The organism is Streptomyces sp. NPDC059092, assembly GCF_042756365.1.
Classification (GTDB): Bacteria; Actinomycetota; Actinomycetes; order Streptomycetales; family Streptomycetaceae; genus Streptomyces.
In genome coordinates, this window is record NZ_JBHZEJ010000096.1 from 1 (window position 1) to 26,628 (window position 26,628).

Below are 26,628 nucleotides of genomic sequence, written 5' to 3' on the forward strand. Positions count from 1 at the left end.
CCTCGCCCCGCTCGTCGCGCACTACCCCCGCCCGCGGCTGCGCCCGCGCCCCGGGGGGCGGGGGGTCCCGCCGCCCCCCCGCCCCGCTTCTCGCTGTCTTACGGGGCCCGTAAGACAGCGGCGGGGCTACCAGCCGCGCGCCCGCCACTCCGCGAGATGCGGGCGCTCCGCGCCGAGGGTGGAGTCGTCGCCGTGGCCGGGGTAGACCCACGTCTCGTCGGCCAGCTTCCCGAAGACCTTCGTTTCGAGGCCGTCCATCAGCGAGGCGAAGGCCGCCGGGTCCGCGGTCCGGCCGGGGCCGCCGGGGAAGAGGCAGTCGCCGGTGAAGACATGGGCGTGGTTGTGCGGGTCGTCGTACACGAGGGCGATCGAACCCGGGGTGTGCCCCACCAGGTGGACGGCGGTGAGCGCGATCTCGCCGACCCGGACGGTGTCCCCGTCGTCGACGAGCACATCGGTCGGTACGGGGATGCCCTCCGCGTCGTACCGGCCCGCGTAGGTCCGTGCCCCGGTGGCCGCCACGACCTCGGCGAGGGCCTGCCAGTGGTCGCCGTGCCGGTGGGTGGTGACGACGGAGGCGATGCCCCCGTCGCCGATCAGCGTCAGCAGGGTCGGGGCCTCGTTGGCCGCGTCGATCAGGAGCTGCTCGCCGGTGGCCCGGCAGCGCAGCAGATAGGCGTTGTTCTCCATCGGCCCGACGGCGACCTTGGAGATCATCAGGGCGGGCAGCTCATGTACGTCCGCCGGTCCGCCGACCGTCACGGTTCCGCTGTATGTCATACGGATCACCCTAGGCCCCGGGAGGTCGGACGGGGGAGCCCGGCAAGATCCGAACGGGCGGCCCTAGAGCGGCGGCAGTACGGGCAGGGCGCCGGCCGGGAGGGTCAGGGCCGTGCCGTCGCGGCGGCCCGCGAGCCAGCCCATCAGCTCCGGAGCCGGGCCGGTCACCGAGAACGGCGTGCCCTCCTCGCGCCCGGTCCGCCAGCGGCGTCCGTCCGGCGTGCTCAGTGCCAGCGGCGGGACCTCGGCGTGGCCGGAGAAGCGCTGCGCCAGGAAGTCGATCTCCCGTCCGGTGAACTCCTCGGGCAGGTCTTCGAGCGTACGGCCGAGCCCCAGGTCGACATGGTGCAGCTCGACCTCGACCAGCCGCCGGAACGGCACCCGGGCCGCCACATCGGTGACCCCGTTGCGCAGGGTGACCACACGCGTCCAGTCGGCGGGAGCGGCGCCGGCCCGCAGGAAGCGGTCGCCGGAGTCCCGTACGTCGGCGAGCTGGACGGCGAGCGGCCTCGGGGCGTCCCGCCCGATGTCCGTGTCACGGGTCGCGGCGTCCGGGTACATCGGCCGGCCTTCGAGGACATTGACCAGAGCGTCCGCGTTCCTGGCGATATGCGCCAGGAGATGGCCGCGGCTCCACCCCGGGAGCCGTGACGGCGCGGCGACCGCGGCGTTGTCCAGTGCGGCGGCTGCGCTGAGGAGCCGCTCGGTCGCTTCGCGTACCGCTTCCAGGTCACGCACGTGGTCGATCATGGCGCCGACGATAGCGCCGCCACTCGATCGGGTGAAGACGGCAGGACCCCGCCGTAAATCGAATGCGCGTGCTATAAGCTCGGTAGAGGCATCCTGGCCAAGAGGAAAACCCCGCGCGGCACGACCGCGCCCGGTGTTCCGTTTCTCGCATATTCACCGTTTTGGCGGCCCCCCGTACCCTGGGTCGGGGGCTTTGCCCCTGCTTCTCTCCAGAAAGGTGCGGACCGGCGTGGCCGACCGTCTCATCGTCCGTGGCGCGCGCGAGCACAATCTCAAGAACGTCTCGCTCGACCTGCCCCGTGACTCACTCATCGTCTTCACCGGGCTCTCGGGATCGGGTAAGTCCTCCCTCGCGTTCGACACGATCTTCGCCGAGGGACAGCGCCGGTACGTGGAGTCGCTGTCCTCGTACGCCCGGCAGTTCCTCGGCCAGATGGACAAGCCGGACGTCGACTTCATCGAAGGGCTCTCCCCGGCCGTCTCCATCGACCAGAAGTCGACCTCGCGCAACCCGCGCTCCACGGTCGGCACGATCACCGAGGTCTACGACTACCTCCGGCTGCTCTTCGCCCGGATCGGCAAGCCGCACTGCCCCCAGTGCTCCCGGCCGATCTCCCGCCAGTCGCCGCAGGCCATCGTGGACCGGGTGCTCGAACTGCCCGAGGGCAGCCGCTTCCAGGTCCTCTCCCCGCTCGTGCGCGAGCGCAAGGGAGAGTTCGTGGACCTTTTCGCGGACCTCCAGACCAAGGGGTACAGCAGGGCCAGGGTCGACGGGCAAACGATCCAGCTCACCGAGCCGCCCACGCTCAAGAAGCAGGAGAAGCACACCATCGAGGTGGTCGTCGACCGTCTCACGGTGAAGGACAGCGCCAAGCGCCGGCTGACCGACTCGGTCGAGACCGCGCTCGGGCTCTCCGGCGGCATGGTCGTGCTCGACTTCGTGGACCTCCCCGAGGACGACCCCGAGCGCGAGCGGATGTACTCGGAGCACCTCTACTGCCCGTACGACGATCTGTCCTTCGAGGAGCTGGAGCCCCGCTCCTTCTCCTTCAACTCGCCCTTCGGCGCCTGCCCCGACTGCACCGGCATCGGTACGCGCATGGAGGTCGACCCGGAGCTGATCGTCCCCGACGAGGACAAGTCCCTCGACGAGGGCGCGATCCACCCCTGGTCCCACGGCCACACCAAGGAGTACTTCGGCCGGATGATCGGCGGCCTCGCCAATGCCCTCGGCTTCCGTACGGACATCCCCTGGGCCGGCCTGCCGCAGCGCGCCAAGAAGGCCCTGCTCCACGGCCACAAGACCCAGGTCGAGGTCCGCTACCGCAACCGGTACGGCCGTGAGCGCGCCTACACCACCCCCGCCTTCGAAGGGGCCGTCTCCTTCGTCAAGCGGCGCCACACCGAGGCCGAGAGCGACACCAGCAGGGAGCGCTTCGAGGGCTACATGCGCGAGGTGCCCTGCCCGACCTGTCAGGGCACCCGGCTCAAGCCGATCGTCCTGGCCGTCACGGTCATGGACAAGTCCATCGCCGAGGTCTCCGCGCTGTCGATCAGCGACTGCGCCGACTTCCTCGGCAGACTCACGCTGAACGCACGCGACAAGAAGATCGCCGAGCGGGTCCTCAAGGAGGTCAACGAACGGCTGAGGTTCCTGGTCGACGTCGGCCTCGACTATCTGTCGCTGAACCGCGCCGCGGGCACCCTCTCCGGCGGTGAGGCACAGCGCATCCGGCTCGCCACCCAGATCGGCTCCGGTCTCGTCGGAGTGCTGTACGTGCTGGACGAGCCGTCCATCGGACTCCACCAGCGGGACAACCACCGGCTGATCGAGACCCTGGTCCGGCTGCGTGACATGGGCAACACCCTGATCGTCGTGGAGCACGACGAGGACACGATCAAGGTGGCCGACTGGGTGGTCGACATCGGCCCCGGCGCGGGCGAGCACGGCGGCAAGGTCGTCCACTCGGGTCCCTTGAAGGGGCTGCTGGCCAACAAGGAGTCGATCACCGGACAGTACCTCTCCCGCAAGCGGGCGATCCCGACCCCGGACGTGCGCCGGCCCATCGACCCGGGACGGCGGCTCACGGTGCACGGCGCCCGGGAGAACAATCTCCGGGACATCGACGTGTCGTTCCCCCTCGGGGTGTTCACGGCGGTCACGGGCGTCTCGGGGTCCGGCAAGTCGACGCTGGTCAACGACATCCTGTACACGCACCTCGCCCGTGAGCTGAACGGCGCGAAGTCGGTGCCAGGGCGCCACACCCGGGTCGACGGGGACGATCTGGTCGACAAGGTGGTCCATGTCGACCAGTCGCCCATCGGCCGTACGCCCCGCTCCAACCCGGCGACGTACACCGGTGTCTTCGACCACGTCCGCAAGCTCTTCGCGGAGACGATGGAGGCGAAGGTCCGCGGCTACCTCCAGGGCCGCTTCTCCTTCAACGTCAAGGGCGGTCGCTGCGAGAACTGCTCGGGCGACGGCACGATCAAGATCGAGATGAACTTCCTGCCGGACGTCTACGTCCCCTGTGAGGTCTGCCACGGCGACCGCTACAACCGGGAGACGCTGGAGGTCCACTACAAGGGCAAGTCCATCGCCGAGGTGCTGAACATGCCGATCGAGGAGGCGCTGGACTTCTTCGAGGCCGTGCCGACGATCTCGCGCCACCTCAAGACCCTCAACGAGGTCGGTCTCGGTTATGTCCGGCTCGGTCAGTCCGCGCCGACCCTCTCCGGCGGCGAGGCGCAGCGGGTGAAGCTGTCGAGCGAACTGCAGAAGCGCTCCACGGGCCGTACGGTCTACGTTCTGGACGAGCCCACGACGGGTCTGCACTTCGAGGACATCAGCAAGCTGATCGCCGTGCTCTCGGGACTGGTCGAAAAGGGCAACACGGTGATCGTCATCGAGCACAACCTGGACGTCATCAAGACGGCGGACTGGGTGGTCGACATGGGCCCCGAGGGGGGCAACGGCGGCGGTCTGGTCATCGCGGAGGGCACCCCGGAGCAGGTGGCCGGGGTTCCGGCCAGCCACACCGGCAAGTTCCTGCGGGAGATCCTGGACGCCGAGCGGATCAGTGACGCGGCGCCCCCGGAGAAGAAGGCCCCGGCGAGGAGGGCGGCCGCCAAGAAGGCGACAGCGGCGGCCAAGACAACAGCGGCGGCCAGGACGACGGCCGCCGCCAAGGCGCCCGCCAAGAAGGCACCCGCCAAGAAGTCCGCCACCGGCTCGCGCCGCTCCTGAGGCCCGGCGTACGCCCGTCCCGTCCGTCCCGTATCCGGCACAATCCGCGGGATGGACGAGACGGTGCGTACGGATGACGGGGTACGGCTCTGGGCCACACGGGCGGCGCGGGCACCGGGCGGGCCCGTGATCCTCTGCCACGGCGGCCCGGGTCTCTGGGACACCCTGGAGGCCCCGGCCGCGCTGCTGGCGGATCCGCGGGACGGCAGGGACAGTGGGGACAACCGGGTCGGCCGGGCCGGCAGGGGCAGCCGGGACGGCTGGGGGACGCGCGGCGGCCCGGTCGTCCGATGGGACCAGCGGGGCTGCGGACGCTCCCAGCGCTCCGGACCGTACGGCGCCGCCCGCTCCGTGGCCGACCTCGATGCCGTACGGCGCCACTTCGGCCTGGAGCGCACGGCGCTGCTCGGCCACTCCTGGGGCGCGCATCTCGCCCTCAGCTACGCGCTGGCCCATCCCGACCGGGTCAGCGCGCTGATCTACGTCTCCGGTACGGGCATCGACGAGGACGACACCTGGCTCCCGTACTACCAGGACGCCTTCCGCCGGAAGCTGGGCACGCACCGGCGGCGCTGGGAGGAGCTGCGCGACCGGGGCGAGGACCGCACACCGGAGGAGGACCGCGAACTGGCCGTCCTCCAGTGGTCGGCGGACTTCGAGGCCGCCCCGGACCGGGCGCGGGAGTACGCCGAGGCCATGGCGACCCCCTGGTTCGGCGTCAACCGTCCGTGCAACACCGCCCTCGTCGTGGAGATGAGGCAGAGCCTCGCCACCGGCGCGCCGCGCGAACGGTGCGCGGCGCTGGAGGTTCCCGTGCTGATCGTGGACGGGGAGCTGGACATCAGGCCCCGCTGGGCGGTGGACTCGCTGGAGCGCGCGCTGCCGCGGGTGGTCAGGACCACCCTGGCCGGCGCCGGACACCTGCCGTGGACCGAGGATCCGGAGGGCTTCCGCGCGGCGCTCGCCGCGTTCCTCGGCTGAGTCCTGGCGTCCGCCGCCGGCCGGCGGCGTGTCACCAGGCGACGGGCAGTTCGTGGACGCCGTACACGAGCATGTCCTCCTTGAAGCGGAGCTCGCTGTCGGGGACGGTGGTACGCAGACCGGGGAAGCGCCGCAGCAGCGCCGGATAGGCGAGTTGCAGCTCGGCACGGGCCAGGTTCTGGCCCAGGCACTGATGGGTGCCGTGGCCGAACGCGATGTGGCGCCGGGCCCCTGGCCGGTCGACGTCGAGCCGGTCCGGGTCGGGGAAGACGGTCTCGTCCCGGTTCCCGGCGTCGTTGGCCAGGACGACGCCCTCGCCCGCGCGGATGAGCGTGCCCGCGATCTCCGCGTCCTCGATGGCCACGCGGCGGCGCCCGCTGTGGGTGATGGTGAGGTAGCGCAGCAGTTCCTCCACGGCGTTGGCCACGCGGGCGGGGTCGTCGCTGTCCCGGAGGACGGCGAGCTGTTCGGGGTGATGGAGCAGGGCGAGGGTGCCCAGGGCGGTCATGTTCGCGGTGGTCTCGTGCCCGGCGGCGAGCAGCAGGACCGCGTTCTCGACGAGCTGGGCCCGGTCCAGCTGGCCGGTGCGTACCCGCTCCACCACCAGAGTGCTGAGCAGATCATCGGCCGGATCGCGGTCCTTGACGGCGATCAGGTCGTCGAGATACCCGGCGAGTTCCCCGGCGGCCGCCTTCGCCTCCTCCGGTGTGCTGTCGAGCGTGACCAGGGTGCGCGCGGCGCGCTGGAAGAGGCCGTGATCCCCGCGGGGGACCCCGAGGAGTTCGCCGATGACGAGCGAGGGCATGGGCAGGGCGAAAGCGCTGACCAGGTCGGCCGGCGGACCGGCCGCCTCCATGGCGTCCAGCAGGTGGTCGATGACCTCCTGGATACGGGGCTTCATGGCCGCGATGCGTTTGACCGTGAAGTGGGCGGTGAACATGCGCCGCGTGTAGTTGTGCTCGGGGTCGTCCTGGACGAGGAAGGGCAGATGCTCGGGGTCGCGCCGGGCGAAGACGCCCGCGCTCTGGACGGGATGGCCCGGCCGGGTGACGTCCGAGCTGAACCGCGGGTCGGCGAGTACGGCGCGCTGGTCCTGGTACCGGGTGAGGAGCCAGGCCACGGCGCCGTTCCACAGCCGGATCGGGGAGACAGGCGCTTCCTTGCGCAGCTCCGCGTACTGCGGCGGCGGGTCGAAGGGACAGCCGGTCGCGCGGCGGTACGGGAAGGCGGGAACGGTTGTCTCGGTCATGACGCGTCCTCCTGAGCGGCGGCGTGGCACCTGTTCGGGGCGATCTGGATGCGCATGGAACCCTCCTGACGGGACCGGGCCCGTATCCGTCGAATGTTAGTTACCCAAAGTATTTTCTCACTCTGATGCGTGTATGGGGCAAGTGCTTCTTCGGCCATCCGGAACCGGCATGATGGGGCGGATGGACGGTTCCCCTGCCCGCGAGCGCGATGCCACCGCCCGCATCGCCGAACTGCAGGTTCTGCTGAGCGCCCTCGCGTACGACATCACCCGGCCCCGCTCCCACGACCTGCTCGTGAGCATGGCCGGAGCCCCGATCGACCGGGCGGGCGTCGCACTGCTGCGTGTGCTGGCGGACGAGCGGGAGCCGCTGCGCATCGGCCGGATCGCGGAACGGCTGGGCGTCCGCGCCCCCCATGTCACTCGGCAGGTCGGGGAGTTGGAGCGGCAGGGTCTCGTCGTACGCGTGGAGGAGGCGGCGGATCGCAGGGCGCGGCGGGTCGCGCCCACCGGTAAGGGGTTCGACACCCTCGCGCGGCTCGACCGGGCGGCCCAGGCGCTGCTCGCCGAGCAGCTGGAGGGCGTGGCGCCCGACCGGATCGGTCACGCGGTCGAGGTGCTGCGCCGGATCTCCGGCGCCCGTCGGCAGGGGTGAGCTGCCCGGGAGCGGCGGGAGGCCGGGCGGCGGCAGGGGCCCGAGGGCGGCAGAAGCCCCGACGGTGGCGGGGCGCCGTACGGCGGCCCCTGAACGGCCGCCGGAACGGCCCCGGTATCGTCACGTATGTCGCCGACGCCTCGCGCGGACGTCACCGGCGGCCCGTTCGGACCCCCAGACCAGTGGAGACACCATGGCCGGCTCGCCCGCCCCTCGCCGTACCGTGCTGAAGGGGGCCGCGCTCGCCGGTGCCGCCGGGCTGGGTGCGGCGGCCTGCTCCACCGACTCGAAGCTCGGCCACGCCGAGACCCCCACGCCCACCTCCCCGGTCGAGCTGGGCGCGGCGTCCGACGTGCCGGTCGGCGGCGCCAAGCTCTACAAGGAACAGCGCGTCGTGGTGAGCTGCCCGGCGAAGGGCCGGTACAAGGCGTTCAGCGCGCAGTGCACCCACGCGGGCTGCCTGCTGGGGTCGCTGGAGGGCACGGTGGGTGACTGCCCGTGCCACGGCAGCAAGTTCGACGTCACGACGGGCCAGGTGCTGCACGGCCCGGCCACCGCCCCGCTGCCCGAGGTGCCCGTCACGGAGCAGGGCGGGAAGCTCGTCGCGGGCCCCAAGGCCTGAGCCACGCACCCGCCGTGGACGGTTCCGGCTGCGGGCCGCCCCGCCGCAGGCCGTCCTGTCGCGGGGCCCGCCTCCGCCACTGGCCCTTCCCCGCCCCGGGCAGCGGGGTTCAGGAGGTCGCACCGAGGTCCGCTGTCGGTCCCCGACAGTAGGGTGGAGTGCATGGCCGACCCCTCCAGCTACCGCCCCAAGCCGGGACAGATCCCCGACTCGCCGGGGGTCTACAAATTCCGCGACGACCACCGCCGGGTGATCTACGTCGGGAAGGCGAAGAGCCTCCGGCAGCGGCTCGCCAGCTACTTCCAGGACCTGGCGGGTCTGCATCCGCGTACCCGCACGATGGTCACCACCGCCGCCTCCGTCGAGTGGACCGTCGTCTCCACCGAGGTCGAGGCGCTGCAGCTCGAATACTCCTGGATCAAGGAGTTCGACCCCCGCTTCAACGTCAAGTACCGCGACGACAAGAGCTATCCGTCGCTCGCGGTCACGCTCAACGAGGAGTTCCCGCGCGTCCAGGTGATGCGCGGCGCGAAGAAGAAGGGCGTGCGCTACTTCGGCCCGTACGGACATGCCTGGGCCATCCGCGAAACCGTCGACCTGATGCTCCGTGTCTTTCCCGTACGGACCTGCTCCGCCGGGGTGTTCAAGAACGCGGCGCGCACCGGTCGCCCCTGCCTCCTCGGCTACATCGGCAAGTGCTCGGCGCCCTGCGTCGGCCGGGTCAGCCCCCAGGAGCACCGCGAACTGGCCGAGGAGTTCTGCGACTTCATGGCCGGCCGCACCGGCGCCTACATCCGCCGCCTGGAGCAGCGGATGACGGACGCGGCCGAGGAGATGGAGTACGAGAAGGCGGCCCGTCTGCGCGACGACATAGGCGCGCTGCGCCGCGCGATGGAGAAGAACGCCGTCGTGCTCGCCGACGCCACCGACGCCGATCTGATCGCGGTCGCCGAGGACGAGCTGGAGGCAGCCGTCCAGATCTTCCACGTACGGGGCGGCCGGGTCCGCGGCCAGCGCGGCTGGGTCACCGACAAGGTCGAGGCCGTCGACACCGCGGGCCTCGTCGAGCACGCCCTCCAGCAGCTCTACGGGGAGGAGCGCGGCGACGCCGTCCCCAAGGAGGTGCTGGTCCCCGCCCTGCCCGCGGACCCCGTCGACACCACGGCCCTGACCGAGTGGCTGAGTGAGCGCCGCGGTGCCCAGGTCTCGCTGCGGATCCCGCAGCGCGGCGACAAGAAGGACCTGATGGCGACCGTCGGGCGCAACGCCCAGCAGTCCCTCGTCCTGCACAAGACCAAGCGGGCCAGCGATCTCACCACCCGCTCCCGTGCCCTGGAGGAGATCTCCGAGGCGCTCGACCTGGACAGCGCGCCGCTGCGCATCGAGTGCTACGACATCTCGCACTTCCAGGGTGACGACGTCGTGGCGTCCATGGTGGTCTTCGAGGACGGCCTCGCCCGTAAGAGCGAGTACCGCCGCTTCCAGATCAAGGGCCGCGTCGGGGACACCCAGGTCTGGCACGGCGAGGGCCAGGACGACGTCCGGTCGATGCACGAGGTGATCAGCCGCCGCTTCCGCCGCTATCTCCTGGAGAAGGAGAAGACCGGGGAGTGGTCGGAACAGGTCGAACAGCAGTCCGGGGAACAGCCGGGGCAGGAAGAGCGCCGGCAGGAGCCGGGAGAGCGGTCCGAGGACCGGCCGGGGCAGCCCGCGCAGGAACCCCCGGTCGCGCCGGAGTCCCCGGCCGAGGCGGAACCCCTCGCGGAGGAGGACGGCAGGCCCAAGCGCTTCGCCTACCCGCCCCAGCTCCTGGTGGTCGACGGCGGACAGCCCCAGGTCGCCGCGGCCAAGCGGGCCCTGGACGAGCTGGGCATCGACGACGTCGCCGTCTGCGGCCTCGCCAAGCGCCTCGAAGAGGTCTGGCTGCCCGACGAGAGCGACCCCGTGGTGCTGCCCCGCTCCAGCGAGGGCCTCTACCTCCTCCAGCGGGTACGGGACGAGGCGCACCGCTTCGCCATCACGTACCAGCGGGCGAAGCGGGCCAAACGGGTCAGGACGAGTCCGCTGGACGATGTCGTCGGCCTCGGCGAGTCCCGTAAACAGGCACTCATCAAGCATTTCGGCTCGGTGAAGCGGCTCAGGCAGGCGACAATCGACCAGATCTGCGAGGTGCCGGGGGTGGGCCGCAAGACGGCCGAGTCCGTCGCCGTGGCCCTGGCCGCGGCGGCCCCGGCGGCACCCGCCGTGAACACGGCGACAGGAGAGATCATGGAAGACAACGGGGGCACCACGCATGACTGAGCACGACCGGGACGGAGCAGGGCACGTGAGTACGGGCACCACGAAGGAGAACGGCGAGGCCGTCGAGGCGGCCATCCCCGAGCTGGTGATCATCTCCGGCATGTCGGGCGCGGGCCGCAGCACCGCGGCCAAGTGCCTGGAAGACCTCGGCTGGTTCGTCGTGGACAACCTGCCGCCCGCGCTGATCCCCACCATGGTGGAGCTGGGCGCCCGCTCGCAGGGCAATGTGGCACGGATCGCCGTCGTCGTGGACGTCCGCGGCCGGCGCTTCTTCGACAACCTCCGCGAGTCGCTGGCGGACCTGGACGCGAAGGAGGTCACCCGGCGGATCGTCTTCCTGGAGTCCTCCGACGAGGCGCTGGTGCGCCGCTTCGAGTCCGTACGCCGCCCGCACCCCCTCCAGGGCGACGGCCGGATCGTCGACGGCATCGAGGCCGAGCGCGACCTGCTCAGGGAGCTGCGCGGCGACGCCGACCTCGTGATCGACACCTCCAGCCTCAACGTCCACGAGCTGCGCGCCAAGATGGACGCCCAGTTCGCCGGCGACGAGAAGCCGGAGCTGCGGGCCACCGTCATGTCGTTCGGCTACAAGTACGGCCTGCCGGTCGACGCCGACCTGGTGGTGGACTGCCGCTTCCTGCCCAATCCGCACTGGGTCCCCGAGCTGCGCCCCTTCACCGGGCTCAACGACGAGGTCTCCGCGTACGTCTTCAATCAGCCGGGCGCCAAGGAGTTCCTCGACCGCTACACCGAACTGCTGCAGCTCATCGCCGCCGGATACCGGCGCGAGGGCAAGCGCTACGTGACCGTCGCCGTGGGCTGTACGGGCGGCAAGCACCGCTCCGTAGCCATGTCCGAGAAGCTCGCCGCCCGTCTCGTCTCCGAGGGCATGGAGACCGTCGTCGTCCACCGGGACATGGGGCGCGAGTGACCGGACGCACCTTCCGGCTGCGCCGGCTGCGACGGGGCATCCCCACGCTGTCGGGGCGCGGACCGGCCGCCCAGCCCAAGGTCGTCGCGCTCGGTGGCGGCATGGGACTCTCCGCCTCCCTCGCCGCGCTGCGCCGGATCACCGGCGACCTCACGGCGGTCGTCACGGTGGCCGACGACGGCGGCTCCAGCGGCCGGCTCCGCGAGGAGCTGGGCGTCCTGCCCCCCGGCGACCTGCGCAAGGCCCTCGCCGCGCTCTGCGGCGACGACGACTGGGGCCAGACCTGGGCCAGGGTGATCCAGCACCGCTTCCAGTCCCAGGGCGAGCTGCACGAGCACGCGGTCGGCAATCTGCTGATCGTCGCGCTCTGGGAACAGCTCGGCGACCACGTCCAGGCCCTGGACCTGGTCGGCAAGCTCCTCGGCGCGCACGGCCGGGTGCTGCCCATGTCCGCCGTACCGCTGGAGCTCCAGGCCCTCGTACGGGGCCACGACCCGGCGCGCCCGGACGAGATCGACACGGTGCGCGGCCAGGCGACCGTCGCGCTCACCCGCGGTGAGGTGCAGTCCGTCCACCTCGTGCCGAACGACCCGCCTGCCGTCCCCGAGGCCGTCGCCGCCGTCCTGGACGCCGACTGGGTGGTGCTCGGCCCCGGCTCCTGGTTCTCCTCGGTGATCCCGCATCTTCTGGTGCCCGAACTGCTCGACGCGCTCGTCGAGACGAAGGCCCGCCGGGTCCTCTCACTGAACCTCGTACCGCAACCCGGCGAAACCGATGGCTTCTCACCGCAGCGTCATTTGGAGGTTTTGGGGCGACACGCCCCTAAACTCGCCTTGGACGTGGTGCTGGCCGACGAGGCCGCCGTGCCCGACAGCGAATCTCTCTCCGATGCCGCCAAACGGTTCGGTGCCGCCGTCGAGCTGGCGCCGGTGGCAGCGACCGGCAGTTCCCCCCGGCACGACCCGGAGCTGCTGGCAGCCGCGTACGACCGTATTTTTCGGATGCATGGAAGGATCGGCCCATGGCGATGACGCCAGCGGTGAAGGACGAGATCGCCCGCCTCCCCGTCACCCGGACGTGCTGCAGGAAGGCGGAGGTTTCGGCGATCCTTCGGTTCGCGGGCGGGCTGCACCTGGTGAGCGGGCGCATCGTGATCGAGGCGGAGCTGGACACCAGCATCGCCGCGCGCCGGCTCCGCAAGGACATCCTGGAGATCTTCGGACACAACTCCGAGCTCGTGGTGATGGCGCCCGGCGGGCTGCGCCGCGGCAGCCGTTACGTCGTTCGGGTGATTACCGGCGGTGATCAGCTCGCTCGCCAGACCGGCCTGGTCGACGGCCGGGGACGCCCGATCCGGGGGCTGCCGCCCCAGGTGGTCTCGGGGGCCACCTGTGACGCGGAGGCCGCCTGGCGCGGCGCGTTCCTGTCGCACGGCTCACTCACGGAGCCCGGCCGCTCCTCCTCGCTGGAGGTGACGTGTCCGGGCCCGGAGGCCGCCCTCGCGCTGGTCGGCGCGGCCCGCAGACTCCAGATCGCCGCCAAGGCGCGCGAGGTGCGCGGGGTGGACCGCGTGGTCGTACGGGACGGGGACGCGATCGGCGCCCTGCTCACCCGGCTCGGCGCGCACGAGTCGGTGCTGGCCTGGGAGGAGCGGCGGATGCGCCGCGAGGTCCGGGCCACGGCCAACCGGCTCGCCAACTTCGACGACGCGAACCTGCGCCGCTCCGCCCGCGCGGCGGTGGCCGCGGGGGCCCGGGTGCAGCGCGCGCTGGAGATCCTGGGCGAGGAGGTGCCCGAGCATCTGGCCGCCGCCGGCCGGCTCCGCATGGAGCACAAGCAGGCGTCCCTGGAGGAGCTGGGCGCGCTCGCCGACCCGCCGCTGACGAAGGACGCGGTCGCGGGGCGGATCAGGCGGCTGCTGGCGATGGCCGACAAGCGGGCGCAGGACCTCGGGATCCCGAGTACGGAGTCCAATCTGAGTGAGGAGCTGGCCGACGGCCTCGTCGGGTAGGACCCGTACGGGTGACCCACGTCAGTGCCGCCGCGCCGCCGCGTACACCGCTCGCCGCGTACACCCGCTGCCGGTACCGAAAGGTGCCGGCAGCAGGTATTTCGCGGCCCCTTGAGGCGCTCTTGACATGATCATGCGGCCTCGCGAGCCTGACGTCTGTCCAGGGACATGGCAGACGACGGCAAGAGGGGCACATGAGACGAAGAGCGGGATCGATCCTGGTGGCGGGCGCGCTGCTGATGGGTGGAACGACGGCGGCCACCGCCGCCCAGGCGGAGCCGGCGCCCGGCGCGGCGGCCCGGCAGGGGACCGCCGCCGACGCGGTGAAGGTCTTCGACGCCGAGGTCACCGAGGAGCAGGTACCCCTGCTCCTCGCGGCCGGCCAGGACGCCCACGAACTGAGCGAACGGGCCCCCGAGAAGGGCGCGGCCAAGGTCGAGGTCTTCCTCACCGACGCCCAGGCGCGCGACCTGGAGCGGCAGGGCGTCACCGTCACGGAGCGTACGGTGTCCGCCCAGGCCGCCGGGCGGCTGCGGGCGGCCGGGGACGGGGTGTTCCGCCCGTACAGCGGCGCGGGCAACCTCCAGGAGGAGATCGTCGGCGCCGGGCAGGCCAACCCCCGGATAGCCAAGGTCGTCTCCCTCGGCAAGACCCTGCGCGGCCAGGACATCCTCGCCCTCAAACTCAGCAAGGGCGCGCGGACCACCGAGGACGGTGCCAAGCCGTCCGTGCTGTACATGTCCAACCAGCACGCCCGGGAGTGGATCACTCCCGAGATGACCCGCCGGCTGATGCACCACTACATCGACAACTACGGCAAGGACCGGCGGATCACGAAGATCGTCGACTCCACCGAGCTGTGGTTCGTCCTCTCCGCCAACCCGGACGGCTACGACTTCACCCACAGTTCCGACAGCAACCGCCTCTGGCGCAAGAACCTCCGTGACGTCAACGGGGACGGGCAGATCGCCTCCGGCGACGGCGTCGACCTCAACCGGAACTTCGCCTACAAGTGGGGCTACGACGACGAGGGTTCGTCGCCCCGCCCGGCCAGTGAGACCTACCGCGGCGGCGGCCCCGGTTCCGAGCCCGAGACCCAGGCGCTCGACCGGTTCCAGAAGCGCATCGGCTTCGACTACGGCATCAACTACCACTCCGCCGCCGAACTGCTGCTCTACGGCGTCGGCTGGCAGGTCGCCACACCCACCCCCGACGACGTGCTCTACAAGGCGCTCGCGGGCACGCCGGAGAACCCGGCCGTCCCCGGCTACTACCCGCAGGTCTCCTCCGAGCTGTACACCACCAACGGCGAGGCCGACGGGCACGCCGCGAACGTCAACGGCACGATGATGTTCACCCCGGAGATGACGACCTGCCAGACCGCGTCCGCACTCGACCCGGACGACGCCTGGGAGGCCAGGGACTGCCGCTCGGGCTTCAACTTCCCCGACGACGAGAAACTGATCCAGGACGAGTTCGCCAAGAACATCCCCTTCGCGCTCTCCGTCGCCGAGACCGCCGCCCACCCCGACCGGCCGTCCTCCTCGGTCGGCCTGACCGCCCCGGACTTCACGCTCGACCCGTTCGCCACCTCGTACGCGCGCGGCACCGGCCAGGAGGTCTCCGTCACCGCCCGCAAGTCGCTGCGGAACAAGGAGCTGAAGTACCGCGTCGACGGCGGCCGTACCCGGACCGGGAAGCTCCACGCCTGGAAGGGCGGCGAGACCTACGGCGGCGAGGACAACCTTCACTTCGACGAGTACCGAGGCACGACCGGAACCGCTCGTACGGGTGACAAGGTCGAGGTCTGGTTCACCGCGCGCACGGCGGCCGGGAAGCCCACCTCCAGCGAGCACTTCAGCTACACCGTCGCCGAACGTCCCCGCGCCGACACGCTCGTGATCGCCGAGGAGGGCGGCCCCGCCCAGCGGACCGGCGCCTACACCGACGCCCTGCGCGCGAGCGGCCGTACCGCCGCCGTCTGGGACGTCGCCACCCAGGGCGCCCCGCACCCGCTCGGCGTCCTCGGCCACTTCTCGGCGGCCGTCCACCACACCGGCGCCACGGCCCCCGGCGGCGCCACCCAGCTCGCGCTGCGCGCCTTCCTCAACGAGGGCGGCAAGCTGATCGAGGCCGGCCGGCTCGCCGGCGGCACCACCCAGATCGGCCGCGCCTCCACCGACGACTTCAGCCAGTACTACCTGGGCGCGTACGGCAGGACCGCGACCCCCGGCGCCACCGGCTTCACCGGCGCGGGGACACTCACCGGCGCGAACGGCGCGCTGGCCGCCCTGCCCGGCAGTCCGCTGAACCCGGTGGGCGCGTACACCGTCACCTCCGACACGCTGGACCCGGCGACGTATCCGCAGTTCAGGAGCGCCCAGACGGGCTCGTACGCGGGCATCACCAACCCGTACGCCCCCTACGAGGGCCAGTGGATGGCCGCCACCGCCCACCAGGACAACGCCTGGCGCCGCCTCACCCGCACCGTCGACCTCACCGGTGTCGGCGCGGCCGACCGGCCCGAGCTGCGCCTCGCGCTCAACTGGAACACGGAGGAGGGGTACGACCACGCCCTCCTGGAGGCCCGCACCGGCGGCGGCGAGGACTGGACCACCCTGCCCGAGGCCGGGGGCGCGAGCAGCGGCGCCGTACCCGCCGAGTGCGAGGCGGGCTTCCTCCTCCAGGGCCACCCCTTCCTCGGCCACTACCTGACCCTCGGCGCGGACGGCTGCACCGCCACCGGCACCAGCGGCGCCTGGAACAGCCTCACCGGCGCCTCCGACGGCTGGCAGCAGGTCTCCTTCGACCTGAGCGCCTACGCGGGCACGAAGGCCGAGCTGTCGCTGAGCTACGTCACCGACCCCGGCAGCGGCGGGCGCGGCGTCTTCGCCGACGACGCGCGCCTGGTCGTGGGCGGCGCGGAGCGGGAGGCCGAGGGGTTCGAGACCTCGCTGGGCGCCTGGGCCGTGCCGGGCCCGCCCGCCGGATCCCCCGCCGTCGCCGGGGACTGGGCGCGCTCGCGGACGCTCTTCGCCTCGTACGCCTCCGTCACCACGCGTGACACCGTGCTCCTCGGATTCGGCCTGGAGCACCTGACCGACGCGGGGGAGCGCGCCGCGCTCCTGGACCGGGCGCTGCGCTCGCTCCACCGCTGATCGCACGGCCCGTGCCCGTGCCGGCCCCCGCACGCCGGTACGGGCACGGGCCGTCACCGGACGCCGCCGGTTTCCCCGGGCACTCGATGTCACCAGCCAGGCCGTGGAGAGGTAGGGTCATAAGCGGTCGGGGACATCCCATACAACTCGCCGGCGTCGAAACCCGGCGTACCAACGAGGAGATCGGTTCGTGACGATCCGCGTAGGCATCAACGGCTTTGGCCGCATCGGTCGTAACTACTTCCGCGCGCTGCTGGAGCAGGGTGCAGACATCGAGATCGTGGCTGTCAACGACCTGGGTGACACCGCGACCACCGCGCATCTGCTGAAGTACGACACCATCCTGGGCCGGCTCAAGGCCGAGGTGACCCACACCGCCGACACGATCACCGTCGACGGTCACACCATCAAGGTGCTCTCCGAGCGCAACCCGGCCGACATCCCCTGGGGTGAGCTGGGCGTCGACATCGTCATCGAGTCGACCGGCATCTTCACCAAGAAGGCCGACGCCGAGAAGCACATCGCGGGTGGCGCCAAGAAGGTCCTCATCTCGGCTCCGGCCTCGGACGAGGACATCACGATCGTACTGGGTGTCAACGAGGACAAGTACGACGCGGCCAACCACCACATCATCTCCAACGCCTCGTGCACCACCAACTGTGTGGCGCCGATGGCCAAGGTCCTGCTGGAGAACTTCGGCGTCGTCTCGGGTCTGATGACCACGGTCCACGCCTACACCAGCGACCAGCGTCTCCAGGACTTCCCGCACAAGGACCTGCGCAGGGCCCGTGCCGCCGCCGAGAACATCATCCCGGCGAGCACCGGCGCGGCCAAGGCGCTCGGGCTGGTCATCCCGGAGCTGGCCGGCAAGCTCAACGGCATGGCGATGCGGGTCCCGGTCCCGACCGGATCCGTCACCGACCTGGTCGTCGAGACGGAGCGCGTGGTGACCAAGGAAGAGGTCAACGCGGCGTTCCAGAAGGCCTCCCAGGGTGAGCTGAAGGGCTACCTGGACTACACCGAGGACCCGATCGTCTCCTCGGACATCGTCAACTGGCCGGCCTCCTGCACCTTCGACTCCTCCCTGACCATGGTCCAGGGCAAGAGCGTGAAGATCATCGGCTGGTACGACAACGAGTGGGGCTACTCCAACCGTCTGGTCGACCTGACCGTCTTCGTCGGCGGCCGGCTCTGATCCCAGGGCCTGTGAGTTCGGCGCCGGCAGGCGTAGGCACCTCGATATGAGTGACAGGGCTCGGTCGGCGCACATGAGGCGCTGTTCGAGCCCTGTTGGTCTGTCTGTCCAGAGATCCCAAGGAGCCCAGCAGCAGTGAAGACGATCGACGAACTCCTCGCAGCAGGGGTCGCCGGCCGGCGCGTATTCGTCCGTGCCGACCTCAACGTGCCGCTCGACGGCACCACCATCACCGACGACGGCCGTATCCGCGCCGTACAGCCCACGGTCGCCCGGCTCGCCGGGGCCGGCGCCCGGGTGATCGTCGCCTCGCACCTGGGCCGCCCCAAGGGCGCCCCGGACCCCGCCTTCTCGCTCGCCCCGGCCGCCGCGCGCCTCGGGGAGCTCCTGGGCGCCGAGGTGGCCTTCGCGACCGACACGGTCGGTGACTCCGCCCGGGCGACCGTCGCCGCCCTCGCCGACGGCCAGGTCGCCGTCATCGAGAACCTCCGCTTCAACGCGGGCGAGACCGCGAAGGACGACGCCGAGCGCGGCGCCTTCGCCGATCAGCTCGCCGAGCTGGCCGACCTGTACGTGGGCGACGGCTTCGGCGCCGTGCACCGCAAGCACGCCTCCGTCTACGACCTCCCGGCCCGGCTGCCGCACGCCGCGGGCGGGCTCATCGCCACCGAGGTCGGCGTCCTCAAGCGGCTCACCGACGACGTGAAGCGGCCGTACGCCGTCGTCCTCGGTGGCGCCAAGGTCTCCGACAAGCTCGGCGTCATCGACCACCTGCTGGAGAAGGCCGACCGCATCCTCATCGGCGGTGGCATGGCCTACACCTTCCTCAAGGCGCAGGGGCACGAGATCGGCACCTCGCTGCTCCAGGAGGACCAGATCCCGGCCGTCCAGGGCTACCTCAAGCGGGCCGAGGAGCGCGGTGTGGAGTTCGTCCTCCCCGTCGACGTCCTGGTCGCCGCGGAGTTCCCCGACCTGAGGACCAAGGCGCCCGCACACCCCGCCACCGTGGCCGCGGACGCCATCCCGGCCGGACAGATGGGCCTGGACATCGGCCCCGAGACCGGCCGCCTGTACGCCTCGAAGCTCGCCGACGCGGAGACCGTCTTCTGGAACGGTCCCATGGGCGTCTTCGAGCACCCCGACTACGCCGAGGGCACCAAAGCCGTCGCCCAGGCGCTCGTCGACTCCTCGGGCTTCTCGGTCGTCGGGGGCGGCGACTCCGCCGCGGCCGTCCGGATCCTGGGCTTCGACGAGAACGCATTCGGCCACATCTCGACCGGTGGCGGCGCCAGCCTCGAATACCTCGAAGGCAAGACGCTTCCCGGCCTCGCCGCACTGGAGGACTGAACTCTTCATGACCGCTTCGACTGAGAAGACCGGCCGTACCCCGCTGATGGCGGGCAACTGGAAGATGAACCTCAACCACCTTGAGGCCATCGCCCACGTCCAGAAGCTCGCCTTCGCGCTGAGCGACAAGGACCACGACGCCGTCGAGGTCGCCGTACTGGCGCCCTTCACCGACCTGCGCTCCGTGCAGACGCTGGTCGACGGCGACAAGCTCAAGATCAAGTACGGCGCCCAGGACATCTCGGCGCACGACTCCGGGGCGTACACCGGCGAGATCTCGGGCCCCATGCTGGCCAAGCTCAAGTGCTCCTACGTGACCGTGGGCCACTCCGAGCGCCGGCAGTACCACGCCGAGACGGACGAGGTCTGCAACGCCAAGGTGAAGGCCGCGTACAAGCACGGCCTGACCCCGATCCTCTGCGTCGGCGAGGGCCTGGACATCCGCAAGGCCGGTGACCAGGTCTCCTACACGCTCCAGCAGCTCGACGGCGGCCTGAAGGACATCCCGGCCGAGCAGGCCGAGTCCGTGGTGATCGCGTACGAGCCGGTGTGGGCCATCGGCACCGGCGAGGTCGCCACCCCCGAGGACGCGCAGGAGGTCTGCGGGGCGATCCGCGGCCGACTGGCCGAGCTGTACTCGCAGGAGCTGGCCGACGGGGTCCGTATCCAGTACGGCGGCTCGGTGAAGTCCGGGAATGTCGCCGCGATCATGGCGCAGCCCGATGTGGACGGCGCTCTGGTGGGCGGCGCGGCGCTGGACACCGACGAGTTCGTCAAGATCGTCAGGTTCCGCGACCAGTAGGACCGACCGGCACATGGGGGTGGGAGAAGGAGCGGGGGTGGGTGCGTGCGACTGCGAGGCGGAGGATTGAGGCATGGCGGAGCCATGGTGATTGACGACAACGCCGCAGGTGTGCGTGCCCGCCCCCGCGACGCCGCCTCTGATGTGCCGGTCGGTCTCAGTATGCGGGGGCGCGGATCCGTCGTACCCTGGCGGGGGTCGAGAGGGCATTTCCGGTGCGGTATTGCGGAAGATGTCACGCGACCCCCGCTGTTCTTTATGCTTTATGCGTTCTGTCGATAATCAGTCCTGTTGATCCTGTCAGTTCGATCAAGCCGATCAGCTCGATCGGTTCGATCCGCCCGGTCGATCCGTCAGATCGATCAGTCCGAGGAAGTTGGTCCAGCCGTGGTTATGGGGTTCTCGATCGCCCTCATCGTCTTCAGCCTGCTGCTGATGCTGCTGGTGCTGATGCACAAGGGAAAGGGCGGCGGACTCTCCGACATGTTCGGTGGCGGAATGCAGTCCTCCGTCGGCGGGTCCTCGGTCGCCGAGCGCAACCTCGACCGCATCACCGTGGTGGTCGGGCTGCTGTGGTTCGCGTGCATTGTCGTGCTCGGTCTCGTGCTCAAGCTGGACAGCTAGGGCCTGCGCCGGGGACGGCTGCGGTACGGCGCCGCGGGCGCGGCCTATCATGGGTCGCGCGACCGGCGGCAGGAGGGTAACTCCCTTCACTGGACGCGCGTTGGGCCTTACGTAGACTGGGGCGCCCGGCAGCGGAGCTGCCTACCGATGCTTTGCGGCACCATCACGCAGGGAGTTACGACCGTGGCAAGTGGCAACGCGATCCGGGGAAGCCGGGTCGGAGCGGGGCCGATGGGTGAGGCCGAGCGTGGCGAGTCCGCGCCCCGCCTGCGCATCTCCTTCTGGTGCTCGAACGGGCACGAGACGGTGCCGAGCTTCGCCAGTGACGCACAGGTTCCGGAGACGTGGGACTGCCCACGCTGTGGATTCCCGGCCGGTCAGGACCGGGACAATCCGCCGGACCCGCCGCGTACCGAACCGTACAAGACCCATCTCGCTTATGTGCGGGAGCGGCGCAGCGACGCGGACGGCGAGGCGATTCTCGCCGAAGCCCTCGCCAAACTGCGCGGCGAAGTCTAGAACCGCCGGTACCCCTCGCGGTACTGGTCCTTTTCCGGCCGGACACGTGGCACGTGTCCGGCCGAACCGTTTTTCCCGCTTCCCTGTCCTTTCGGCGCGATCGCTGCCCGGCGGCATTGTCAGTGGCACCCCTTACGGTCTGTACCAGTCGACCGGAGGGGGTAGTGATGACGGCTGTCGGCACGGTGGAGGTACGGGCGCCCGCCTGGCGCGGGGGGTTCGGGCGGCTGTGGTCGGCCGCGGTCGTCTCGCGGTTCGGCGACGCGCTGCGGACGGCGGCCCTGCCGCTGCTCGCCGCCTCGCTCACGGACAATCCGCTGCTGATCGCCTCGGTGACGGCCTGCGGCTATCTGCCGTGGCTGCTGTTCGGGCTGGTGGGCGGGGCGCTCGCGGACCGGGTCGACCAGCGGCGGGCGATGTGGGGCGTCGATCTGGCGCGCGGCGCTCTGATGGCGGCCTTCGCGGTGGCCGTCGCCCTCGGGCACGCGTCGATCGCGCTGCTCCTGGCGCTCGCCTTCCTTCTCACGACGCTCCAGACGCTCTTCGACAACGCGGCCACCGCCCTGCTGCCCTCGCTGGTGGAGCGGCCGGCCCTCGCCGGCGCCAATGCCCGGCTGATGACCGGGCAGCAGATAGCGGGCGGATTCCTCGCCACCCCGCTGGTCCCGGTGCTGCTGGTCGTCGGTGTGGCCGCGCCGCACGTGGCCAACGCGCTCACGTACGGGGTGGCGGCGCTGCTCATCGCCTCCCTGCGGATCGCGGCTCCGGAGCGCCCGCCACGGGCGTCCGGCTCCACCCTGCGCGCGGAGATGGCCGGGGGGATCCGGTTCCTGGCGGCGGACCGGACGCTGCGCGGGCTCTGCCTGGCCACGACGGTCTGCAACATCGCGATGGGCGGACTGATCGCGACGCTGGTCCTGCATGTCACGGGGTGGCTGGGCGGCGGCGACCGGGCGTACGCGCTGACGCTCACGGCCTTCGGCGCCGGGAGCGTGGCCGGCGGTCTGCTGGCCGGGCGGTTCGCGGAGCGGATCGGGCGCGTACGGGCCATGTTCCTCGCCGGATCCGTACAGATCGGCGCTCTGGTCGCACTGGGCACGGTGCGGGAGATCTGGGCGCCGGCGCTCTGCCTCGGGATCTTCGGGGCGATGAACATGGTGTGGAACGTCAGCCAGACCACCCTGATGCAGGAGCGCAGCCCCCGGGAGATGCTGGGCCGGATCAGCTCGGCGTTCCGTACGCTCGCGCTCGCCGGGGCGCCGCTCGGCGCGCTGCTGGCCGGGGCCGCGGCGGCAGGCTGGGGGCTGAACACCCCCGCCCTGCTCGCCGCCGGGCTCTTCGCACTGGCTGTCGCCTCGCTCGGCACTCTGATCAATTAAGTTGGGACGGACAGAGGGACAGCCAGACGCGCGCAGGCGTACAGCCACACACAGGCGTACAGCCACACACGCACAGGCACGCAGGCACACAGGCACGAGAAGAAGTGGGCTGATGTCCGAGATGAACGCGGAAAGCCGTACCAGGCTCAACCGGACGCCCGAGTGGAGCGCCCTGGGCAAACACCGGGAGCAGTTGGCGGGCACCTCGCTGCGGGAGCTGTTCGCCGCCGACCCGGCGCGCGGCACCGGCTACACCCTCCAGGTGGGCGACCTGTACCTGGACTACTCCAAGCACCTGGTGACGGACGAGACGCTGGCGCTGCTGCGCGAGCTGGCCTCGGCCACCGGGGTCACGGAGCTGCGGGACGCGATGTTCCGCGGCGAGAAGATCAACACCACCGAGGACCGCGCCGTCCTGCACACCGCGCTCCGCGCCCCGCGCGACGCGGTGACCGAGGTCGACGGGGAGAACGTCGTCCCGGCGGTGCACGCCGTGCTCGACCGGATGGCCGCCTTCGCCGACCAGGTCAGGTACGGCGAGTGGACCGGACACACCGGCCTGCCGATCAGGAACATCGTCAACATCGGCATCGGCGGCTCCGATCTCGGTCCCGCCATGGCGTACGAGACGCTGCGCTCCTTCACCGACCGCGACCTGACGGTCCGTTTCGTCTCGAACGTGGACGGCGCGGACCTGCACGAGGCGGTACGGGACCTGGACCCGGCCCAGACGCTCTTCATCGTCGCGTCCAAGACCTTCACCACCATCGAGACCATCACCAACGCCACCTCGGCCCGCGACTGGCTGCTGACGGAGCTCCGGGTCGGTCCCGAGGCGGTCGCCAAGCACTTCGTGGCCCTGTCGACGAACGCCGAGAAGGTCTCCGACTTCGGTATCGACACGGCGAACATGTTCGAGTTCTGGGACTGGGTCGGCGGACGCTACTCGTTCGACTCGGCCATCGGGCTCTCGCTGATGATCGCGATCGGGCCCCGCCGGTTCCGCGAGATGCTGGACGGCTTCCACCTCGTCGACGAGCACTTCCGCACCGCGCCCCCCGAGGAGAACGCGCCGCTGCTGCTCGGGCTCCTGGGCGTCTGGTACGGAGCGTTCTTCGACGCCCAGTCGCACGCGGTCCTGCCGTACAGCCACTACCTGTCGAAGTTCACCGCGTACCTCCAGCAGCTCGACATGGAGTCGAACGGCAAGTCCGTGGACCGGGACGGGAATCCGGTGGACTGGCAGACCGGGCCCGTGGTCTGGGGCACCCCGGGCACCAACGGGCAGCACGCGTACTACCAGCTCATCCACCAGGGGACGAAGGTCATCCCGGCGGACTTCATCGGCTTCGCCCGGCCCGTGGACGATCTGCTGCCCGGCCTGGTCGCGCAGCACGACCTGCTGATGGCGAACTTCTTCGCCCAGACCCAGGCGCTCGCCTTCGGCAAGACGCCCGAGGAGGTACGGGCCGAGGGGGTGGCCGAGGAACTGGTGCCGCACAAGACGTTCCGCGGGAACCACCCGACCACGACCATCCTCGCCCGGACGCTGACGCCCTCCGTTCTGGGCCAGTTGATCGCGCTGTACGAGCACAAGGTGTTCGTCCAGGGAGCCGTGTGGAACATCGACTCCTTCGACCAGTGGGGCGTCGAGCTGGGCAAGGTCCTCGCCAAGAAGATCGAGCCCGTGCTCACCGGGGACGACCCGGGCGAGCAGCTCGACGGCTCGACCGCGGCGCTGGTCGCCGCGTACCGCTCGCTGCGGGGCCGCTGAGCCGATGGGGGAGGGGGTACGAAGACTGCGTCCGCCGAACAACACGCTGGACGAGCGGGCCGTCGTCTGGTGGCGCGCGCAGTGCCTGCTGGCGACGCTGATCCCGGTGGCCGTGCTGGTGGCGCTCGGCGTGTTCATCGCCCCCGCGCGGGGATGGCTGCTGGGCGCGGCGGCCGTCCTCGCGGTGCTGGGTCTCGCCTGCACGGCACTGATACCCCGTTGGTGGTTCACGGTGCACCGCTGGGAGGTGACGGACGAGGCCGTCTACGTCCGTACCGGCTTCTTCCGGCAGGAGTGGCGGATCGCGCCGATGTCCCGGATCCAGACCGTGGACACCGTGCGCGGCCCGCTGGAACAGCTCTTCAAGCTCTCCACCGTCATCGTCACGACCGCCTCGTCCAAGGGCGCGGTACACATCCGGGGCCTCGACCATGAGCTGGCCGCGGGGCTCGCCGAGCGCCTGACCCACATCACGCAGGCCACGCCGGGGGACGCGACATGAACGGCCCCCTGGAACCGGCGGCCGGGGCCTCGGCCGGGGACGCCTCGGCCCCGGTCGCAGCCCCGGCCGCGGCCCCGCCCGAGGCGGCGCGTACCGAGGCGGCGCGTACGGAGGTGCCGCGTTCCGAGGTGCCGCGTACCGAGGCGGAGTGGCGGCGGCTCGACCGGCGCACCCTGCTGGTCACCGCCCTCGTCCTGGCGGGGGTCGTCCTCGGCGCCGGTCTGCCCACCGCCGTCGGAATGGCCGGCCGGATGCCACTGGCGGAGTCGGTGGCCTGGGTGGTGGCCGGGGCCGCGCTGCTGGTCGTCGCCGGCACGGGCGGCGAGTACGTCCGCTGGCGCCGCACCCGCTACCGGATAGGGCCCGAGCGCGCCGAACTCCACACGGGCCTTTTCCTGGTCAAGCGTCGTTCGCTGGCCCGGGAACGGATCCGCAGTGTCGACCTGACGGCCCATCCGCTGCTGCGAATCCTCGGCCTCGTGAAGGTCCGTATCGGCACCGGCGAGCACTCCGGCGGCGAGTCCACACTGGAACTCGACCCGGTCACCCGGGCCGAGGGCGAACGGCTCCGTACGGAACTCCTCGACCGGGCAACCGGCGCCCCGGGGGACCACCCCGAGGGCATGCTCGCCGTCCTCGACCTCGGCTGGCTGCGGTACGCGCCGGTCTCGTTCGTCGCTCCGGTGCTCGGCGGCGCGGCGGTCGGCGGGCTGCTCCAGATCAGCGAGTGGTTCGGCGCGCAGACCCAGGTCATCGACTGGGTACGCGACCGCTTCGAGGACACCCCGCTCGTCTGGATGATCCTGATCCTGGTGGCCGCCGCGGCGCTCGCGGGCATCGTCGGCGCGCTCGGCCTGTGGATCGAGATGTGGTGGAACTACCGGCTGGAGCGCGAGCCGGGCGGCACCCTGCGGGTCCGCCGCGGGCTGCTCACCTCCCGCTCGGTCTCCATCGAGGAGCGCCGGCTGCGCGGCGTGGAGCTGGTAGAACCGCTGGGCGTCCGGCTGGTGGGCGCCGCGCGGCTGGACGCGGTCGCCACCGGCCTCACCCAGGACGAGGAGGACGAGCACGCCGACAACAAGGCGCTGCTGCCCGCCGCGCCGCGCGCGGTGGCCCACGCGGTGGCCGCGCGGGTCCTGCGCGAGGCCGTCTCCCCAACGGACCCAACGGACCCGGCGGACCCGGCGGACCCGACGGACCCGGCGGACCCGGCGGACCCGACGGGCGGGGCGCGTCTGACCCGGCACCCGCGCGCCGCCCGGGGCCGCAGGCTGCGCTGGTCCCTGGCAGCCGCCCTGCTGCCGGTGGCCCTGCTCACGGGGCTCGGCCTGCTGCTGACGGACGTACTCCTGCCCGTGGCGGCGGCCTGTGCGGTGCTGCTGCTCCCGGCGGCGGTCCTCCTCGCCCTGGACGCCTACCGGAATCTGGGCCACGGGCTCAGCGGCGGCTACCTGGTGGCCCGCTCGGGCACGGTCCGCCGCTCGACGGTCGCGCTCCAGCGGACCGGGGTGATCGGCTGGACGGTCAGGCAGTCCCTCTTCCAGCGCCGGGCCGGCCTGGTCACCCTGACGGCGACGACGGCCGCGGGAGAGGGCGCGTACCACGTCCACGACGCGGCGGAGAGCGAGGCGCTCGCCTTCGCGGAGGCGGCGGTTCCGGGCCTGCTGACGCCGTTCCTGGAGACAGCGCCCCTGGAGACAGCGCCCCTGAAGACAGCGCCCCCGGAGACACCACTCCTGGAGACGCCGTTCCCGGAGCCGGGGAAGCACTGATCCACCCGGCGGACGTTCGTGCCCGTACC

General features: G+C 71.3%; 21 protein-coding genes. 18 read left to right on the forward strand and 3 right to left on the reverse strand.

The window, feature by feature from the left end; translation table 11 throughout:
• Positions 1-126: 126 nt before the first annotated feature.
• The gene (locus ACFXPL_RS34375; protein WP_384927082.1) at positions 127-780 is read right to left on the reverse strand and encodes an MBL fold metallo-hydrolase; all 654 of its coding nucleotides are present in this window, start codon (positions 778-780) and stop codon (positions 127-129) included.
• 63 nt (positions 781-843) lie between these two features.
• The gene (locus tag ACFXPL_RS34380; RefSeq protein WP_384927083.1) at positions 844-1,530 is read right to left on the reverse strand and encodes a maleylpyruvate isomerase family mycothiol-dependent enzyme; all 687 of its coding nucleotides are present in this window, start codon (positions 1,528-1,530) and stop codon (positions 844-846) included.
• Positions 1,531-1,759: 229 nt separating this feature from the next.
• On the opposite strand from ACFXPL_RS34380, the gene uvrA reads away from it, so the two are divergent.
• Positions 1,760-4,777 carry an excinuclease ABC subunit UvrA gene (gene uvrA / locus ACFXPL_RS34385; RefSeq protein WP_384927084.1) on the forward strand — a complete coding sequence of 1,006 codons (3,018 nt, stop codon included), beginning with the start codon at positions 1,760-1,762 and terminating at the stop codon, positions 4,775-4,777.
• A gap of 51 nt (positions 4,778-4,828) precedes the next feature.
• Positions 4,829-5,758 carry an alpha/beta fold hydrolase gene (locus ACFXPL_RS34390; protein WP_384927085.1) on the forward strand — a complete coding sequence of 310 codons (930 nt, stop codon included), beginning with the start codon at positions 4,829-4,831 and terminating at the stop codon, positions 5,756-5,758.
• A 31-nt stretch (positions 5,759-5,789) separates the two neighbouring features.
• Here the strand turns inward: ACFXPL_RS34390 and ACFXPL_RS34395 are convergent, their stop codons facing one another.
• On the reverse strand, positions 5,790-7,007 hold the full coding sequence (locus ACFXPL_RS34395; RefSeq protein ID WP_384927086.1) for a cytochrome P450: 1,218 nt from the start codon (positions 7,005-7,007) through the stop codon (positions 5,790-5,792).
• 181 nt (positions 7,008-7,188) lie between these two features.
• On the opposite strand from ACFXPL_RS34395, the gene ACFXPL_RS34400 reads away from it, so the two are divergent.
• The 16 genes from ACFXPL_RS34400 (at position 7,189) to ACFXPL_RS34475 (ending at position 26,599) form a co-directional block, all read left to right on the forward strand.
• Positions 7,189-7,662, forward strand: coding sequence for a MarR family winged helix-turn-helix transcriptional regulator (locus tag ACFXPL_RS34400; RefSeq protein WP_384927087.1), 474 nt, complete (start codon positions 7,189-7,191; stop codon positions 7,660-7,662).
• A 193-nt stretch (positions 7,663-7,855) separates the two neighbouring features.
• Complete coding sequence (locus ACFXPL_RS34405; protein ID WP_384927088.1) at positions 7,856-8,284, forward strand: Rieske (2Fe-2S) protein; 429 nt, start codon at positions 7,856-7,858, stop codon at positions 8,282-8,284.
• Between the two features lie 162 nt (positions 8,285-8,446).
• Complete coding sequence (uvrC, locus tag ACFXPL_RS34410) at positions 8,447-10,585, forward strand: excinuclease ABC subunit UvrC (RefSeq protein WP_384927089.1); 2,139 nt, start codon at positions 8,447-8,449, stop codon at positions 10,583-10,585.
• Entirely contained in the window at positions 10,578-11,516 is a 939-nt protein-coding gene (rapZ, locus tag ACFXPL_RS34415) for an RNase adapter RapZ (protein ID WP_384927090.1), read from the forward strand. The genes uvrC and rapZ overlap by 8 nt, the downstream gene beginning before the upstream one ends.
• On the forward strand, positions 11,513-12,547 hold the full coding sequence (yvcK, locus tag ACFXPL_RS34420; protein WP_384927091.1) for a uridine diphosphate-N-acetylglucosamine-binding protein YvcK: 1,035 nt from the start codon (positions 11,513-11,515) through the stop codon (positions 12,545-12,547). The genes rapZ and yvcK overlap by 4 nt, the downstream gene beginning before the upstream one ends.
• Positions 12,538-13,527, forward strand: coding sequence for a DNA-binding protein WhiA (gene whiA / locus ACFXPL_RS34425; RefSeq protein ID WP_384927092.1), 990 nt, complete (start codon positions 12,538-12,540; stop codon positions 13,525-13,527). Before yvcK ends, whiA begins: the two co-directional genes overlap by 10 nt.
• Before the next feature lie 194 nt (positions 13,528-13,721).
• Positions 13,722-16,685, forward strand: a complete 2,964-nt coding sequence (locus ACFXPL_RS34430) for a M14 family zinc carboxypeptidase (protein WP_384927093.1) — start codon at positions 13,722-13,724, stop codon at positions 16,683-16,685.
• A gap of 190 nt (positions 16,686-16,875) precedes the next feature.
• Positions 16,876-17,880, forward strand: a complete 1,005-nt coding sequence (gene gap, locus ACFXPL_RS34435; protein ID WP_384927094.1) for a type I glyceraldehyde-3-phosphate dehydrogenase — start codon at positions 16,876-16,878, stop codon at positions 17,878-17,880.
• Positions 17,881-18,015: 135 nt separating this feature from the next.
• Positions 18,016-19,227 (forward strand): phosphoglycerate kinase, encoded by a 1,212-nt coding sequence (locus tag ACFXPL_RS34440; RefSeq protein WP_384927095.1) that lies wholly within the window; start codon positions 18,016-18,018, stop codon positions 19,225-19,227.
• A gap of 7 nt (positions 19,228-19,234) precedes the next feature.
• On the forward strand, positions 19,235-20,029 hold the full coding sequence (gene tpiA / locus ACFXPL_RS34445; RefSeq protein WP_384927096.1) for a triose-phosphate isomerase: 795 nt from the start codon (positions 19,235-19,237) through the stop codon (positions 20,027-20,029).
• A 393-nt stretch (positions 20,030-20,422) separates the two neighbouring features.
• Complete coding sequence (gene secG, locus ACFXPL_RS34450; RefSeq protein WP_030353663.1) at positions 20,423-20,653, forward strand: preprotein translocase subunit SecG; 231 nt, start codon at positions 20,423-20,425, stop codon at positions 20,651-20,653.
• 183 nt (positions 20,654-20,836) lie between these two features.
• Positions 20,837-21,172 (forward strand): RNA polymerase-binding protein RbpA, encoded by a 336-nt coding sequence (locus ACFXPL_RS34455; protein WP_327694100.1) that lies wholly within the window; start codon positions 20,837-20,839, stop codon positions 21,170-21,172.
• A 167-nt stretch (positions 21,173-21,339) separates the two neighbouring features.
• Positions 21,340-22,551 (forward strand): MFS transporter, encoded by a 1,212-nt coding sequence (locus ACFXPL_RS34460; protein ID WP_384927097.1) that lies wholly within the window; start codon positions 21,340-21,342, stop codon positions 22,549-22,551.
• Positions 22,552-22,672: 121 nt separating this feature from the next.
• Positions 22,673-24,325: a glucose-6-phosphate isomerase gene (pgi, locus tag ACFXPL_RS34465; protein WP_384927100.1), complete on the forward strand. Its 1,653-nt coding sequence runs from the start codon at positions 22,673-22,675 to the stop codon at positions 24,323-24,325.
• Positions 24,326-24,329: 4 nt separating this feature from the next.
• Positions 24,330-24,827, forward strand: coding sequence for a PH domain-containing protein (locus ACFXPL_RS34470; protein ID WP_384927098.1), 498 nt, complete (start codon positions 24,330-24,332; stop codon positions 24,825-24,827).
• On the forward strand, positions 24,824-26,599 hold the full coding sequence (locus ACFXPL_RS34475; RefSeq protein ID WP_384927099.1) for a PH domain-containing protein: 1,776 nt from the start codon (positions 24,824-24,826) through the stop codon (positions 26,597-26,599). Before ACFXPL_RS34470 ends, ACFXPL_RS34475 begins: the two co-directional genes overlap by 4 nt.
• Positions 26,600-26,628: the final 29 nt, after the last annotated feature.